Here is a 14,432-nt window from a genome sequence, read left to right as displayed (position 1 = left end):
TTAAGCCATGATTAGACGGCGTCAGCGCCGCGTTCGCCGGTACGAATACGGATCACGTCTTCCAGTGGCGTAACAAACACCTTGCCGTCACCGATCTTGCCGCTGTTAGCCGCACTGCAGATCGCATCCAATACGCTCTCTAAACGGGCGTCGTCTACGGCCACTTCCACTTTTACCTTGGGTAGAAAGTCGACGACGTACTCCGCGCCACGATACAACTCGGTATGCCCTTTTTGACGGCCAAAACCTTTAACTTCCGTGACCGTAATGCCCTGAACGCCGTTGTCGGCCAATGCCTCACGAACGTCGTCGAGCTTGAATGGCTTGATGATAGCGGTGATGAGTTTCATCCCGGATCTCCCCTGCTGGATAAGTCCTGCTAGATTGGTAGCGGCACTGCCGCCAGAATAAGCACCTGAACCGATAATGCTCATACTGTGCCAGCTGATTTTTTTTACTTATAAGTCAGCTAATTAGCAGACACCAAAAGTTATCTTCAGAGCTAAATCCGAGCAAAGCCGTGGCCATGCCACTGCTATTGCACCAAAAAAGAGCGTAAGCAAAAGTTGCCTGCGCTATTTCGATGCATCTCATGGGCTAACCAGTAAAAGCACGCGATACATGCGAATTCGCTAACTGTTGCGTATCCTTATCGGTAAGCACTTTTTATATATATTCATTTAGCGAGTTATAAGGAGAGAGCAGCTATGGCGCCTCAAGACCGCATCAGCCGATTGGCCCAGCAAATTGGCGACCGTTTACAAAACGCCTCCCAGGCGCCGGAAGATATTCAAAAGGGCGTGCAGCAAGTCGTGCGTGGTGCTTTTGACCGCCTGGAGCTTGTCTCACGGGAGGATTTCGACATTTTAATGGACGTACTGCAGCGCACCCGTTCACGGGTAGAGGCGTTAGAGCGTCAAGTCGCTAGCCTTGAAGCCGCCGTTGAGGCCTCCACACAAACAACGGTCACACCATTTGAAGCAGAAGCTCCTCCGGTTCCAGAGCCGCATGAGCCGGAATCAGATGCAGCAGAAGAGAAGCACAAACCCGATAACGCTTAAGCTTCATTAGCAGCAGCAATAGGGCGATGGCCTATTGCTGCCCGCTCCTCAAAATAAATACGAATCACTATCGTTGACTTTGTTTTTCGTGGTGATACCCTCCGCCTTTGATTTTCTTACCGTCTGCGGATTGTTCACTATGCACACCCCGTCACTATCAAACCTATCTATTGCAAAGCTGCCTTTTACAAAGCCGTTTTCTTCGCCGCCGTTTGTTTCACTATCGGGTCTTATTGGCACCGGTCTGTTACTGAGCTTCTCCAACGGCGTTTTTGCCCAAAACACTGCCTCTGGCACCGCGTCTAGCGCCAGCGCCGACGACACCATGGTGGTCGTTGGATCGCGAACCCCCACCCAGATCAGCCAAATCCCCGGTGCGGTATGGGTAATTGACAAAGAGATGCTGCAACAACAGACCCGCAATGGTGCAGATCTAAAGACGGCATTGGGGCGTCTGGTGCCGGGGCTCGATCTGGCACCGCAAGGGCGCACCAATTATGGGCAAAATATGCGCGGCCGTGGTGTGCAGGTGCTTATCGACGGTGTATCGCTGAACAGTTCCCGCGGGCTTTCACGCCAATTCGACGCCATCGATCCCTTTAACATTGAGCGGGTGGAAGTCCTCTCCGGCGCCAGCAGTCTGTATGGCGGCGGTGCTACAGGGGGCTTGATCAATATTATTACCCGCAAAGGCGAAGAAGGCCTGAACTGGCGTACCGAAGCAGGCATCACCACTGGCTTCAATAACAGCGATGATATGGATCGGCGTCTGTCACAATCGATCAGCGGCGGCAATGAGCGAGTTCAAGGCTACCTGGGCACCGCCATTGGCGATAACGGCCGCCACTATGACAGCAGCGGCCAGGAAATCTTCCCCGATATCGCCCAGACCGACCTGCAGGACAACCGCAGCATTGATGTATTGGGCAATCTCTCCTTCCGTTTAACCGACGAACAGAGCCTGGAGCTGGGTGCCCAGCTATACCGTTCAGGCTATGAAGGTGATCGGGGTGTTTACTTCCCCAACCTCGACGCAGCCACGCCCAACTTGAACGATGCCGAGATTCGCGATGGCTACCGTTCACAGCGCGATCCGGAAACCGACCGTAAGCTCGTCAACGTCAACTATCACCACGCCAACCTGTGGGGGCAAAACTTCTACCTGCAGGCGTTTCACCGCGAGGAGGAGTCCAGCTTTCAGGCATTTCCCTACCCAGTCGCCGACGGACTGCAATTTCGCGCCTCGCAGCAAAACACCGATTTAAGCGGCATCAAAGCGCTGTTTGAATCACGCCTGGGTGATGACGTTTCGCTAACCTATGGCCTCGATCTGGATCGTGAAACCTTCGATGCCAGCCAGATGCTGTTCGACACCGATATATCGGATGCTTCCGGCGGCTTGGTTCAGCAGGCATCGGGCGTTGAGCCCCGCTACCCCGGTTATCAAGTGGACGGGCTTTCAGGCTTCCTCCAGGGCGATTGGCAGGCCACCCAGGCGCTCAAGCTCTCCGCCGGTTTGCGGCAGCAGCATATGGACGTCGAAGTGGATGAATTCCAGGGGATTCCTGGCGGCAAAAATGACTACGAAGCGACGCTCTTCAATGCCAGCGCTCTCTACGACCACCGCAACGGACACCAGAACTGGCTGCAGTTCAGCCAGGGCTTCGAGCTGCCAGATCCCGCCAAATACTACGGCAAGAGCCCCGACATCAGTGTCGATAACAACCCGTTATCTGCCATTGAGACGGATCAAGTAGAGCTAGGCTGGCGCTACCAGGGGGGCAATTGGACGGCCCAGACAGCGCTTTACTACGCCTGGTCGGACAAGGCGGTAGAGAACGCCGAGGATTTAAGCGTCAGCGTTGTGGATGAGAAGAAGCGCGACTTCGGCCTGGAAAGCGCCGTGACTCGTTATTTCGATAATGGCCTGGAGGCAGGGGGCACTCTGCACCTGGTGCGTTCCGAGCAGGAGAACGACCAAGGGGAGTGGGAGAAGCGTGACGCCCGCTATGCATCCCTCTCTTCCGCCACCGCCTTTATTAGCTGGACGGACTATGTACGTTCGGCTCGCTTACAGGCCAACCACAACTTCGACCTGAAAGACGATGCCGACCGGGAGATCGATGGCAATACCACCCTCGACTTATCGCTCAGCCAGGAAACCGATCTTGGCACCTTAAGCCTAGGAGTGCAGAACCTGCTGGATGATCAGTACTCCACCGTCTGGGGGCAGCGAGCCGCCATGTTCTATTCGCCCTACTACGGCCCAGAGTACCTCTACGACTACCAGGGCCGCGGGCGTACTTACACCCTGAACTGGTCGATGGAGTACTGAGAGGTGGTTCGCTACTCGCTGACAACCGCTCAAGGGTGAGGTAACGAGGATGGCTACACTCGGCCCAATAACGCCATCTTGCGTACCACTGACCACCCATGACCTGCTGGCTATTGGTCAGCGCTTCGGGATCGACTACCGCTTTCCCGAAGCGCCCGACCGCTCCCAGCCAGCCCCTTGTGTTGCCCGTGGGCGGGTGATGGACGTCGAGATAGACCCCACACTGCGCGTGACACACTCGGATCTTGACGTCCTGCACGCTTACGCCTCCACTTCCCGGCGTGCCGCGCCGTGGTTTCTCAGCGTGATACTCGAGGGCCATATCCAAGTCGGTCTCGGGCACCAGTCGTTTCAGTTGCAGGCTGGCGACGCCTTCAGTGCGCATTTCAACGAGCAGACCGGGCTTGAGGTCTTCCAGCCCGCGCCACAGCGTTTGCGCATCCTCAACGTATCGCTTCTGGCTTGTAAAGAGCTGCCCTCTTTCTCGTCCATTAACCCTTCGCCTATCGATGTTGCCCCTCCGGCAACGCCCGTACTGCATACCTGGCAGGTGCCGCAGTTCCTTATTCATAGCCTGGAGGCAGCGCTGGCTTCGAACTGGCCAGTAGAGCGACAGCGCCTGCTATGGCAAGGTCTCGCGCTCCAGTTATTAGCTCATGGGTTGCCTGCCGCCTCCCTTGAGTCCAACGACGCAGGAAAAGCAGTTAGCCTGCCGTCGGGTCTAACCCAACGCGATCACCAACGCCTGGAGTGCTTGCGTCAGCAGCTCGAACACTCCCCCAACCAGGATTATCGGCTTGAGCAGTTGGCCCGCAATGCCGCGATGAGCCCGAGCAGCCTACGCACCAAGTTTCACCGCTGTTACGGCTGCTCAATATTCGACTACCTACGACGTTGTCGCCTGACCCAAGCTCAAGCGTACTTACGCAAAGGTTATAGCGTGCAGCAAACCGCTCACGCCTGCGGCTACCGCCACGCCACCAATTTTGCCACCGCCTTTAAACGCGCTTTTGGCATTGCGCCTCATGAAGTGTTCCATCGCCATTAAAGGCCGCAGGGTTGTTTTGGGAGCGCTAAGTTCCTTTGTTGGGCGTTTTTTGGCACCACGCATACGCCCTTTGTCATTGCGCATACCTTTCAGCCGTCATTAAGCGCAATAATTCTCATTAACACATTGGTTAATTGATGCTTACTGCAGGTGCCTCCCATGTTTATCCCCCATCACCGTTTTCTACGCGCTCCGCTTAGCGTCGCCGTTCTCTCAGCACTGGCTGCTTCCCCGGTATACGCTCAAGAAAACAACGAGTTAGCCACCGTCACGGTCACTGCCCAGCAGGCGGCTACCAAAGTGGAAACGCCCACGATCGAAATACCCCAGAGCGTTTCCACCATTACCCGCGAACAGATGGACAACCGCGGGGTAAGTACCGTACAGCGCGCCACCGACTACACGCCCGGTGTTTACAGCAACCAGATTGGCGCCTCCAACCGTTTTGATTACCTGGTACTCCGCGGGTTTTCTGACGGCAGCTTGAGCAATACGTTTTTAGATGGGTTAAAGGTGATGGGTGATGCCAACTCCCATAGCAGTATGCGCATCGATCCGTGGTTTCTAGACAGCATAGAAGTTGTCCGCGGGCCCGCCTCGGTGCTCTATGGCCGCGCCTCCCCTGGCGGCGTGGTCGCCCTGAACAGCAAGCAGCCAGAGTTTGAACAGAGCGGTGAGCTACGTTTTCGAGTGGGTAATAATAACCAGCGCAGCGCCGCTTTTGACCTCACCGGGCCGATTGGCGAAGAACAACGGGTGGCCTTTCGCCTAACCGGGATTGCCAGCGCCGCGGATACCCAGTTTGGCCCGACGGAAGAGGAGCGCTATGCCATAGCACCCCGGCTCACCTGGGATATCACCGATGACACCAGCCTCACCGTAGAAGCCTACCTACAGGATGAACCCGAAGGCGGCTACCACTCCGGCGTACCCTATGAGGGGGCCGTGGTCGCCCATAATGGCCGCAAAATCAGCAATAACTTTTATGATGGTGAAGAGGATTACGACGCCTACGAGCGCACCCAGCGCATGGTCGGATACGCCCTGGAACACCGCTTCAACGAACAGGTGACCGGCCGCCAATTGATGCGCTATCTCAATTCCGACGTGGTGCTCAATCAGGTCTATGGCTATGGCTGGACATCCCCTTCGTCTGACGAGCTCACCCGCTACTACTCCGGCAGCAATGAATCCCTGGAAGCCTGGACACTCGACAACCAGTTAGAAGCCACCCTCAGCAGCGGCTTTATGGATCACACACTGCTTGTCGGGGTTGATTACCAGCAGCGAACAAACGACGTATCGTGGCCCTCTGGGTATTTCCCACCGCTCAATGCCTTTGACCCGGTTTATGGCAGCGACCCCATCGAGTTTTACGCCCCGGTACGCGAGCGCCATGAGATCGACCAGACTGGGGTTTACCTGCAAGACCAGATAGCCCTCAATAACTGGCGCTTCACCTTGGGTGGCCGCTACGACTGGGTCAATATCGACAATACCAACCGCGATAGCGGTGATACCAGCTCCCTCAGCGACACCCAGTTCAGTGGCCGCGCCGGGGTGGTCTACCTGTTCGATAACGGCGTGGCTCCCTACCTGAGCTACTCCACCGCGTTCACCCCCACCAGTTTCGTGGATGAGAGTGGCGATCTGCTCCAGCCCATGGAAGGCGAACAGTGGGAAACCGGCGTTAAATACCAGCCTAACGGTAGCCAAAGCCAGTACAGTGCGGCGCTATTCCATATCAGCCAGGAGAACGTCGCCACCAAAGAGCAGCCCACCGACCCATACCGCGCCGTGGGGGAGATCGAATCCCAAGGGCTGGAGCTGGAAGCGCAAACACGGTTGACCGATACCCTCTCGCTGCAGGCAGGCTACAGCTTCACCGATATCACTTACGCAAAAAGCGATGACGGCAACCAGGGCAATAACGCCATTTACTCACCCCGACACCAGGTTCAGCTATGGGGCCACTACGAGGGCAACAAAGGTTGGCTAAACGGTGTGGATATGGGGATTGGTGTACGCCACTATGCGGATATTGCCGCTGACCGGGCTAACACCGAAAGCGTACCCGACTACACGCTGGTGGATGCCACCCTTGGTTACGATCTCAGCCAACTCGGTGTTGAGGGTGTTGAGACACGTTTGAATGTGAGCAACCTGCTGGATAAAGAGTACGTGGCTTCCTGCAACTCCCTGGAGTACTGCTACTTTGGCGCCGAGCGGAGCGTGACGGCCAGTGTCCACTATCGTTTCTAAACTTTCGTTTTAAGCACTGCTAAGTAATCCTTAGCACATCTGCCCAGGCAACGACGCCTGGGCAGTTTGCTTTCTGAAAACAGGTTTGCAAACAATAAATATTATCGTTTAAATACATCACTTATTTTTCTGGATAGCCTTTCTCCACCATGCGCCACGCCACCCCGCTATCTTTTCTCGCACGCTGCGGGCTGTTCGCCGTTTGCCTCCTGGCCTTCTCCACTGCCCAGGCGCAGTGGGCGACGGTCGATTGGACCATCGCCGAAACACTCATGGCCATTGATGCCCCTGTTAGCAGCGTTGCCCAGCAGGACGCGTATCACGACTGGGTGGGCGAGCCCCGCATCCCCGAGAGCGTCAGCGATATGGGTCTGCGCACCCAACCTAATTTAGAGCTACTGGCCCAAATACCGCCCGAACAGACACTGATCTCTCCCATGTTCGCTGGCTTAACACCGCGCCTGGAGCGAATCGCCCCGGTCACCTCGTTCGCGCTTTATTCGCCCGGCACCGATACTTGGCAAGAGATGCAAACCCTGACCCGCCAGTTGGGCGAGTTAACCGAGCGTCAGCCCCAGGCCGAGCAACTGATCAAAGAAACCCAAACCTTGATGGCCACGCTGCGCGAATCCCGGCCCCTCTCACAGTCAGAAATCGCGCCGTTACTTATGGTGCAGTTTATGGATGCCCGCCATGTGCGTGTCTTTGGCGATAACAGCCTCTACAACGCCGTTCTTGAGCAGCTCGAACTCCCTAATGCCTGGGATCAGCCCACCAACGCCTGGGGATTTGCGCTGGCGGGGGTTGAAGCGCTGGCACGCTACCCTGAGGCAATGCTGGTTATCATCGACCCGCTCCCCGCCGGGGTAGAAGAGCAACTTGCAAAAAGCGGCCTGTGGCAGCACCTTCCCAGTGTTAAAAACAATCGATTGCTGCGCCTGCCGCCGGTATGGAGCTTCGGCGCATTACCTTCGGCTCAACGCTTTGCCAAGGAACTGACCGCAGCGCTGGAAGCAGCGCCTGCACAATAATCACACAGCAGGACGCTACCAAAGCGTTATTAACTAAGGTAGTTTAAGACTTAAATTAAAGTAGATTGTGCTCACATTAGGGTCAGAGCTTTTACCAAAAACCAGCGAGGGACGGCGATGACGTTAGCCATTGTAGCCACGCGCGCAGGCGTAGGTTTAGACGCACCAGCGGTGCATGTAGAGGTGCATTTAGCTAACGGTTTGCCAGGCCTAACGCTGGTGGGCCTACCGGAAACCGCTGTGAAAGAGAGCCGCGAACGGGTACGCAGTGCGTTGGTTAACGCAGGCTTTGACTTCCCCAACACCCGGCGTATTACCCTTAACCTTGCTCCTGCTGATCTCCCCAAAGAGGGCGGCCGTTTTGATTTGCCCATTGCCCTGGGCATTCTCGCCGCTTCTGGGCAAATGCCGGTTGAGGCATTGGAAGGCATGGAATGCGCTGGTGAGTTGGCCCTAGATGGCAAACTGCGCGCAGTGCCGGGAATACTGCCCTTTGCCCTGGCTACGCGGCGGGCAAAAAAAGCGCTGATTATTCCCCGCGACTGCGCCGATGAAGCGGCCCTGGCAGGCGACTTACCGGTACTGCCTGCCGACACGCTATGGCAAGTCGTCGCCCACCTACTCGACCAAGAGAAGATCCTCCCGCACAAGCTCAGTGCCTCGGTTAAGGCCTCTACGCCGGTGGATGACCTCGCCGATGTGCGCGGCCAGCAGCAGGCGCGGCGTGCGCTCGAAGTCGCCGCTGCTGGTGGTCATAATCTCCTATTCGCAGGCCCACCAGGCACCGGTAAAACCATGCTGGCCAGCCGCCTGCCAGGCATTCTGCCGCCGCTTTCCGAAGAGGATGCACTGGAAGTCGCCGCCGTGCGCTCGGTCTGCGGCCTGCCACTGGAAGCTGATTGGGGCAAAAGGCCATTCCGCCAACCCCATCACAGTGCCAGCGCCGCCGCCCTGGTCGGCGGCGGCTGTCATTTTCAGCAATTATTGCGACATTTTAGAAATTACTGCGACAATGGCGATATTGCTTCGAAATGGAGTTCGCCCTTGTGAAGGTTACTCTGAGATCATGCAGAGCGTTCAGTTTTCCTGATGGGACTCTGAAAGATGAAGACAAACGTATGGTTGTTTGGTGGTATGGTCCTGTTACGAAAAACTTACCTGCCGGCAGTGTTCCTAAGGTAGCTGTGTTTTTTCGCTACCTCGACGATCAGAACAACTTGGGGAAAATTACTAAACGCGATCTGGCGTTAACTCACTTAGGGCTGCTACGCATCGGATCTGTTTGGCGTAAAGGCGCTTGTGAAACATATTTTCCCCATGATAAGGCAAAATTTGATGTCTCTTTTTCAGAAGGTGGATGGCAACTCATTACTTTTGCTGATCTGAAGAGCTCCTACCTTAGTTCTGAGGCAGAAGCTGATATCACAAAGTATTTGTCCGAAACCAGAAATCATAAAACTTACTTTATTAATTTCTTTCTCCCTAATGGAAAACATCTTCTTATACCTTGCGTTGAGTTTTTTTCCCGCTGCTACGGTTCGTCCTCAGAAGTAAATCGAGTCCTCGCTACATATCCTTGGAAAGGCGTAAAAGAGCGGCTTTTCAAGCCTCTTGATGAACCACCCCAACCGGGGACATGGCCAATAAAGCTTAATTGGCGTATGCATAAAGGCGACGCCATTTTGTTGGCTCATATTCTCTACGACCCATATGCGAAACTCGCCGCAAAAAATATTTATTCGTACATTGAAGCGGACTTCTTAGCAGGGAAGTCTTACTCATTGCTAAGGGCCACTCCATGGTTTCAGGGAGAAGGGCAGCTGGCAGTCTCGGGGATTTCAATAGATGGTGGTAACGCATTTCTAGCCCTGCGGGTTTTGGGAAGCTCACAACCAGGTGGCACCACCATTCAACGCGAAAAAGAGCAACGGGTAGCAACCGATGAAGGTAAAGATAACGACGACTCCATCAACTTACCATCTAAAAGACAACCAGGCATTGGTGAAATCATTGATCTAACGGATGACACTGAACCAGACCATGGGTCATCGTGGTTAGATATCGAGGAAGAAAAGTTTGCTGTATTAGGTAAGCCGCGAGAGGTTATCGACAAGTGGCGAGATAGGAATAGCTCAGCCAACCGTCAAAGTACACCTAAACCGGGAGACGAGAACCGCTTCTCAACCGGTGAAGCCTTCGGCGCAGGAAAAGATGTTGGTAAAGCTCACCTATATACCTCTTTGGAAATGGAGTCTCAGGGAATACTCAGGGATATGTGGACAGCATTTCGCTACCTTCATAAATCGCACCCTAACAGAATACGAAAAGTTGAATGGTTTACGTTTGAGAATGGATTTAGTGCTTATTCCGAGCCAAAGCTTATTCAGTTTAATCCCATCGAAGATGACACTAACATAACGACGAGTGTAAAGCATTGGCCGTTTATTGACTATGATAAACAAAAGCTTAGGGGGGCTTTGGTTATCCGGGTAATGTCAGACACAAAATATATTTACATTATTGAGATACAACGAAAGCATATAGCATCATCAGCTGACTCAAACGAAGTAGATGAGGAAACTATCAGTGGCCTCTGCTTTGTTCTCGACGACGATGCAGTTTTTGATGAATGGCTCCGTAGGCTACTGTCAGAGATCCGATACAAGAAGGGTATATTTAAAAAGGTTCTAAATAGATGTCCTGGACATGCTGACGCATTCGTACACAGAAGATCAACCAATGACTCAGTATTCTGTGAAGCAGCGGCAAAAAACGCTCTTAGAAAAATGGGATTGAAACTATAGTTGATAGTATAACTACCTGACTAAAGCATTGATGCTCACATGCGGATGGTGTCCATCTCGTATTGGAAGCGATCATCACTCGGATAGTTGAACGACCATCATTCTTTGAGCTATTCACGCTCATAAACCAACTATTCTATCACTCACGTTAGTTGCATAAATTTCGGAAGAAGTATGAGGTTTACACCAGCCGCACTAATTGCCGCCGCAGCACTAATGCCCGCCGTTGTATCAGCTGATGCCATCATCGGAAGCTGGAACATTAAACATTTGGGTTGGAACAATGACAAGGCAATAACTGAGGTTGCCCATGTTGCCCAGCACTTTGATTTCTTGGCAATACAGGAACTGATGGATACCACAGCGCTTGCGCAGCTTGAGAAAGCCGTAGAAGCAACCAGTGGTGAACCCTGGTCTTCAATGGCCAGCGACGACCTAGGCCGCAGCACCTACAGAGAACACTACGGCTTTCTTTGGCGGGAGAGCGAGATTAAGTACGACTCAGGCGCTGTTGTGTTTCTCGACAGTAGCGACGTGTTCGCACGGGAGCCGTATTCCGCAAAGTTTACAGCCTTGGAGAGCGGCCAGCAGTTTGCGGCAGCGACCGTGCATGTTGTGTACGGCGACAGCGTGAGCGATCGGCTGCCCGAAGTTGAAGCGCTGGCTGATTATTGGCAGTGGTTGGAAGAGGTTTATTCTGATACACCACGTTTATTGATGGGCGATTTTAATTTACGGCCTTCTCACGAAGGTTGGGCAGGGCTACGCGACATGGGCGCAACGCCTGCGATTACTGAAGGCGCAACGACGCTCGGCACAACGGACGGCGTGTGGAGCAACCTCTACGACAATATCTGGCATAGTGATCAAGCGCCAATCACCGACAGCGGTATCCTTCAGTTTCCTAACTTGCTGCCGGGTGAGCATACCGCTGTGCGTGATTCGGTGTCCGACCATGCCCCCGTTTGGGTTGCCTTCGGCGACGGAGAGCTTGAATTGACGGGGTTTGACGGTAGCGCGTACGTCGCGGCTAATAATACGGCCTACTGCATCAACCTAAACGACGCCACGTCTGACCAACTTGCCGAGCTACCGAACGTGGGGCCCGTAAGGGCAAAACGTATTATTGAGATGCAGCCTTGGGAAGAGATTGGCGACTTGACCCGAATCAGTGGACTGGGTGCTGCCAGCGTGCAGGATATCGAAGATAGCGGGCTGGTATGTCCGTAATAATGTGGGGAAGGGGATGAAGCAATCGATTACTGTCGCCGCATTAGCAAGCGCTACCTTTATCATTACACCCGTTGCCTTTGCGGCGGAAAACAGCACGCGGCTATTCAAGGACTGGCACTACGGGCAACACATAGATGAGTTTCCGCGCAGTCAGGGCTACTACGACTGCTCTGGAGATTTCGGTGCCTTAGCGCTCTGCCATGATGGCGTACAGTTTCTTCAGCGCGTGTTTCAAGGCCAACTGATGTTCGCGGAGGATAATACACTGGTGAGCACCACCATCGTGGCGGATTATAGCGATGACCTGTACGCCACGCTGATTGGTGCTTTGGCTCGTGATTTTGGGATGATTTTTGCGGAAGGGCCGAATGACAGCCTGGATTTGGTTTACGAGCTGCAACAAGGCACGTTTGCCGACGAAGCGAGCTTAGCACTGGCACTAAACAGCTTTGAGGCTGAGCAGTTGCGCAGCGGATACTTCGGGATGACATTGGTGGAGCAGAGCGCTCAGGAACAGTTATTCGCTGACTCACGTAACGCCGATGAAATGCTGATGAATTTGGAGCCAAGCGTGCGCGCCATCGACGTCCTTGCATACGAAGATGATTACTGGGGACCAACATTGCAGGCTGCGTTCCATTTGCCTGGGCGGCAATTGAGCAGGTTGAGGGATAAGTTGCAGCAAGCCCCGGCAGAGGATTTTTGACATAGCGGAGGTATATCGTCAACGACGCGCTGTGGGGGGCTGATAGAGAAAAAATAAAATCTCTCAAACTTGGGGGGAATTGCATGCCTAATAACTTGAATTTTCACCAACAAGCTCAGCAATAACGGAAGAAATAAATTCCCCTTTTTTTTCTTCCGGCATTACTTGGTAAATTACTCCGCCTACTATGACGGCAAAAATTATAGCGGCAAAGACACCAGAGAAACCATTCCATTGCCACTTTACAACTCTCGGGAGAGCTTTTTCACATGGAGTTTGTTTAACCTTTGCAACAAACTCTGTCACAGCTTTTTTGCGCTCCTTTTCTATCTCTTTCTTGTGCTGACCTTTCAATCGGCTAAGCTCATCAGCTTGTCTTCTTCGGTCGTCAGTGCGCTTTCTTTCAACCGAGGCAGCTTGATGTTCATATTCGTCCCTTACCTCATCTTCAATAGCCTCAGACAATTCCTGCAACAAGATCCCAGCTCTCTCACGATAACCTTCTAGCATAGACCGGCTATTCACAGCGTTTTGATGGAATGTACTGACCTCAGCAACTATAGCTTCTTCCGATAAGCCTTGCTCACGCTTTGTTTTAGCAATATCGGCTTTATTTGCTTTATACAGCGCGTAAGCCACCAAGCCTTGAATGTCAGTGCTTCTATCTTCTACAAGCTCATCGAAAACCCATCTCTTCCCTTGCGAACCACGCTCCATCTTAACACCTTGTTATTTAATATTATTTGGAAGGGCATTTTTCAGAAGCACTCAGAATTAGTTTAGAGAAGCGTTTCACAGCTTTCTGAATCTCCTCATCAGTGAACTTGCGAGCCCTATTTTCGCTAGGTATTGTTCGGTAGTTTACTATTTCCACATTTTTCACTGCCTTGTTAACCACTGCTTTGTGTTGCTTTTCAGTCATTTTGGGCAGTACTGTCACATTCATAACACCACCTCTTGTGGGAGGTTGCAGCTACATAACGCTATAGCCAAAGTTTGCCGAGTATACACACCTGTTTTATCTAGTAAAGCAGACCATTCAAGAAATGTCAGCCCTTCGGGCTCACGTCCGATTCTATGCTGGCAAACCTCGGGGTGGCTGCATGCCGACCCTGAATGAGTGGCTGACATTTCATTTTTCGGAGGTTTAGCCCAGGAGAACTGTCCCAATTTTCAAAAATGGTAATAGCCAGGATCGTCACCTGCCCGCTGACATGGCATATGAAGGGGTTAGAGAGCTTGAGATTACCCAGGAAAAGGACGTAATTACTCTGCGTCCTGTTCGTCCATCCTGGGCAACCTAGTCTGAGCTGCCAAAGGATGATGCCGAATTCCTTCATCAGTGTCCCGTAATCGTGGATGCTAAAGACAGGAGCGACCTTCCACACAGCAGCTCGTCAAAGTTCTCAAAATACCTCGATGGCAAGTGCGAGCATTCGTGAGCAATACAGCAGTCGTCCTTGAGGCTGCCAAACAGTTCGGCGGCTCTAGAAACCAGACCCAGGCTAGGTTCCACAACAAGCCTACAGTGAACCGCCCCGGCTTTACCGGAGACTTCATATCTTGAGAGGATGAAGTCATGAACTCACCAAAACGATATTCCCCAGAAGTGCGGGAGCGAGCTGTTCGTTTAGTTATTGAACAGCAAGGCGAATACCCGTCCAAGTGGGCGGCGATCTGTTCCATTGCCAGCAAGTTCGGTTGTACACCAGAGACCTTGAGAGCCTGGTGCAAACGCACAGAACTCACGCAGGAAAACAGCTCGGTTAACCTGTCTGAACATGAACGACTCAAGCAGCTAGAGCGTGAAAACACCGAATTGAAGCGTGCCAATGAAATTCTCCGTAAGGCGGCTGCTTTTTTCGCCCAGGCGGAGCTCGACCGCAAACCCAATTGATGGTGTCATTTATCGACGAGCATCGTGCTCAGTTCGGGGTCGAGTCGATTTGTAG

11 protein-coding genes, 2 pseudogenes and 1 other annotated feature are annotated in these 14,432 nt (G+C 53.2%); of the genes and pseudogenes, 10 read left to right on the top strand and 3 right to left on the bottom strand.

Going from position 1 to position 14,432, the window contains the following annotated elements:
- Window positions 1–11: 11 nt before the first annotated feature.
- Complete coding sequence (locus HZS80_RS07080) at window positions 12–350, bottom strand: P-II family nitrogen regulator (protein WP_007112359.1); 339 nt, start codon at window positions 348–350, stop codon at window positions 12–14.
- A gap of 357 nt (window positions 351–707) precedes the next feature.
- Here HZS80_RS07080 and HZS80_RS07075 point away from each other — a divergent pair, with 357 nt between their 5' ends.
- From HZS80_RS07075 to HZS80_RS07035, 9 genes and pseudogenes are all read left to right on the top strand, one after another.
- Window positions 708–1,061: an accessory factor UbiK family protein gene (locus HZS80_RS07075; RefSeq protein WP_179915608.1), complete on the top strand. Its 354-nt coding sequence runs from the start codon at window positions 708–710 to the stop codon at window positions 1,059–1,061.
- A gap of 139 nt (window positions 1,062–1,200) precedes the next feature.
- Window positions 1,201–3,396: a TonB-dependent receptor gene (locus HZS80_RS07070; RefSeq protein WP_246361786.1), complete on the top strand. Its 2,196-nt coding sequence runs from the start codon at window positions 1,201–1,203 to the stop codon at window positions 3,394–3,396.
- A gap of 49 nt (window positions 3,397–3,445) precedes the next feature.
- The gene (locus tag HZS80_RS07065) at window positions 3,446–4,444 is read left to right on the top strand and encodes a helix-turn-helix transcriptional regulator (RefSeq protein ID WP_179915606.1); all 999 of its coding nucleotides are present in this window, start codon (window positions 3,446–3,448) and stop codon (window positions 4,442–4,444) included.
- 159 nt (window positions 4,445–4,603) lie between these two features.
- Window positions 4,604–6,706, top strand: a complete 2,103-nt coding sequence (locus HZS80_RS07060; protein ID WP_179915605.1) for a TonB-dependent siderophore receptor — start codon at window positions 4,604–4,606, stop codon at window positions 6,704–6,706.
- Window positions 6,707–6,855: 149 nt separating this feature from the next.
- Complete coding sequence (locus HZS80_RS07055; RefSeq protein ID WP_035555077.1) at window positions 6,856–7,737, top strand: ABC transporter substrate-binding protein; 882 nt, start codon at window positions 6,856–6,858, stop codon at window positions 7,735–7,737.
- Between the two features lie 117 nt (window positions 7,738–7,854).
- Window positions 7,855–8,703 (top strand): annotated as a pseudogene (locus HZS80_RS07050) (YifB family Mg chelatase-like AAA ATPase); the annotation flags it as partial.
- Window positions 8,704–8,783: 80 nt separating this feature from the next.
- Window positions 8,784–10,541 (top strand): hypothetical protein, encoded by a 1,758-nt coding sequence (locus HZS80_RS07045; RefSeq protein ID WP_179915604.1) that lies wholly within the window; start codon window positions 8,784–8,786, stop codon window positions 10,539–10,541.
- Window positions 10,542–10,715: 174 nt separating this feature from the next.
- Window positions 10,716–11,771, top strand: coding sequence for a helix-hairpin-helix domain-containing protein (locus HZS80_RS07040; RefSeq protein WP_179915603.1), 1,056 nt, complete (start codon window positions 10,716–10,718; stop codon window positions 11,769–11,771).
- Window positions 11,772–11,787: 16 nt separating this feature from the next.
- On the top strand, window positions 11,788–12,480 hold the full coding sequence (locus HZS80_RS07035; RefSeq protein WP_179915602.1) for a PLP-dependent aminotransferase family protein: 693 nt from the start codon (window positions 11,788–11,790) through the stop codon (window positions 12,478–12,480).
- Between the two features lie 87 nt (window positions 12,481–12,567).
- Here the strand turns inward: HZS80_RS07035 and HZS80_RS07030 are convergent, their stop codons facing one another.
- Both HZS80_RS07030 and HZS80_RS07025 read right to left on the bottom strand, forming a co-directional pair.
- Window positions 12,568–13,197 carry a hypothetical protein gene (locus tag HZS80_RS07030; RefSeq protein ID WP_179915601.1) on the bottom strand — a complete coding sequence of 210 codons (630 nt, stop codon included), beginning with the start codon at window positions 13,195–13,197 and terminating at the stop codon, window positions 12,568–12,570.
- Window positions 13,198–13,219: 22 nt separating this feature from the next.
- Entirely contained in the window at window positions 13,220–13,426 is a 207-nt protein-coding gene (locus tag HZS80_RS07025) for a hypothetical protein (protein ID WP_179915600.1), read from the bottom strand.
- A gap of 633 nt (window positions 13,427–14,059) precedes the next feature.
- Here HZS80_RS07025 and HZS80_RS07020 point away from each other — a divergent pair.
- Window positions 14,060–14,432: pseudogene (locus HZS80_RS07020) on the top strand (transposase); the annotation flags it as partial.
- Window positions 14,335–14,432 (top strand) — a sequence feature (AL1L pseudoknot). This feature is flagged as partial in the annotation. It overlaps the preceding pseudogene by 98 nt.

Origin of the sequence: Vreelandella glaciei, from assembly GCF_013415125.1 — a bacterium.
In the GTDB taxonomy this organism is placed as follows: Bacteria; Pseudomonadota; Gammaproteobacteria; order Pseudomonadales; family Halomonadaceae; genus Vreelandella; species Vreelandella glaciei.
Note: the sequence above shows the minus strand (reverse complement) of the source record. Positions and strands in the feature narration are given on the sequence as shown.

What these genes read in the sequence shown, in the direction of transcription:
- HZS80_RS07080 (WP_007112359.1), bottom strand. Translation starts at nt 350, where the DNA reads ATGAAACTCATCACCGCTATCATCAAGCCATTCAAGCTCGACGACGTT.
- HZS80_RS07075 (WP_179915608.1), top strand. Translation starts at nt 708, where the DNA reads ATGGCGCCTCAAGACCGCATCAGCCGATTGGCCCAGCAAATTGGCGAC.
- HZS80_RS07070 (WP_246361786.1), top strand. Translation starts at nt 1,201, where the DNA reads ATGCACACCCCGTCACTATCAAACCTATCTATTGCAAAGCTGCCTTTT.
- HZS80_RS07065 (WP_179915606.1), top strand. Translation starts at nt 3,446, where the DNA reads ATGGCTACACTCGGCCCAATAACGCCATCTTGCGTACCACTGACCACC.
- HZS80_RS07060 (WP_179915605.1), top strand. Translation starts at nt 4,604, where the DNA reads ATGTTTATCCCCCATCACCGTTTTCTACGCGCTCCGCTTAGCGTCGCC.
- HZS80_RS07055 (WP_035555077.1), top strand. Translation starts at nt 6,856, where the DNA reads ATGCGCCACGCCACCCCGCTATCTTTTCTCGCACGCTGCGGGCTGTTC.
- HZS80_RS07040 (WP_179915603.1), top strand. Translation starts at nt 10,716, where the DNA reads ATGAGGTTTACACCAGCCGCACTAATTGCCGCCGCAGCACTAATGCCC.
- HZS80_RS07035 (WP_179915602.1), top strand. Translation starts at nt 11,788, where the DNA reads ATGAAGCAATCGATTACTGTCGCCGCATTAGCAAGCGCTACCTTTATC.
- HZS80_RS07030 (WP_179915601.1), bottom strand. Translation starts at nt 13,197, where the DNA reads ATGGAGCGTGGTTCGCAAGGGAAGAGATGGGTTTTCGATGAGCTTGTA.
- HZS80_RS07025 (WP_179915600.1), bottom strand. Translation starts at nt 13,426, where the DNA reads ATGAATGTGACAGTACTGCCCAAAATGACTGAAAAGCAACACAAAGCA.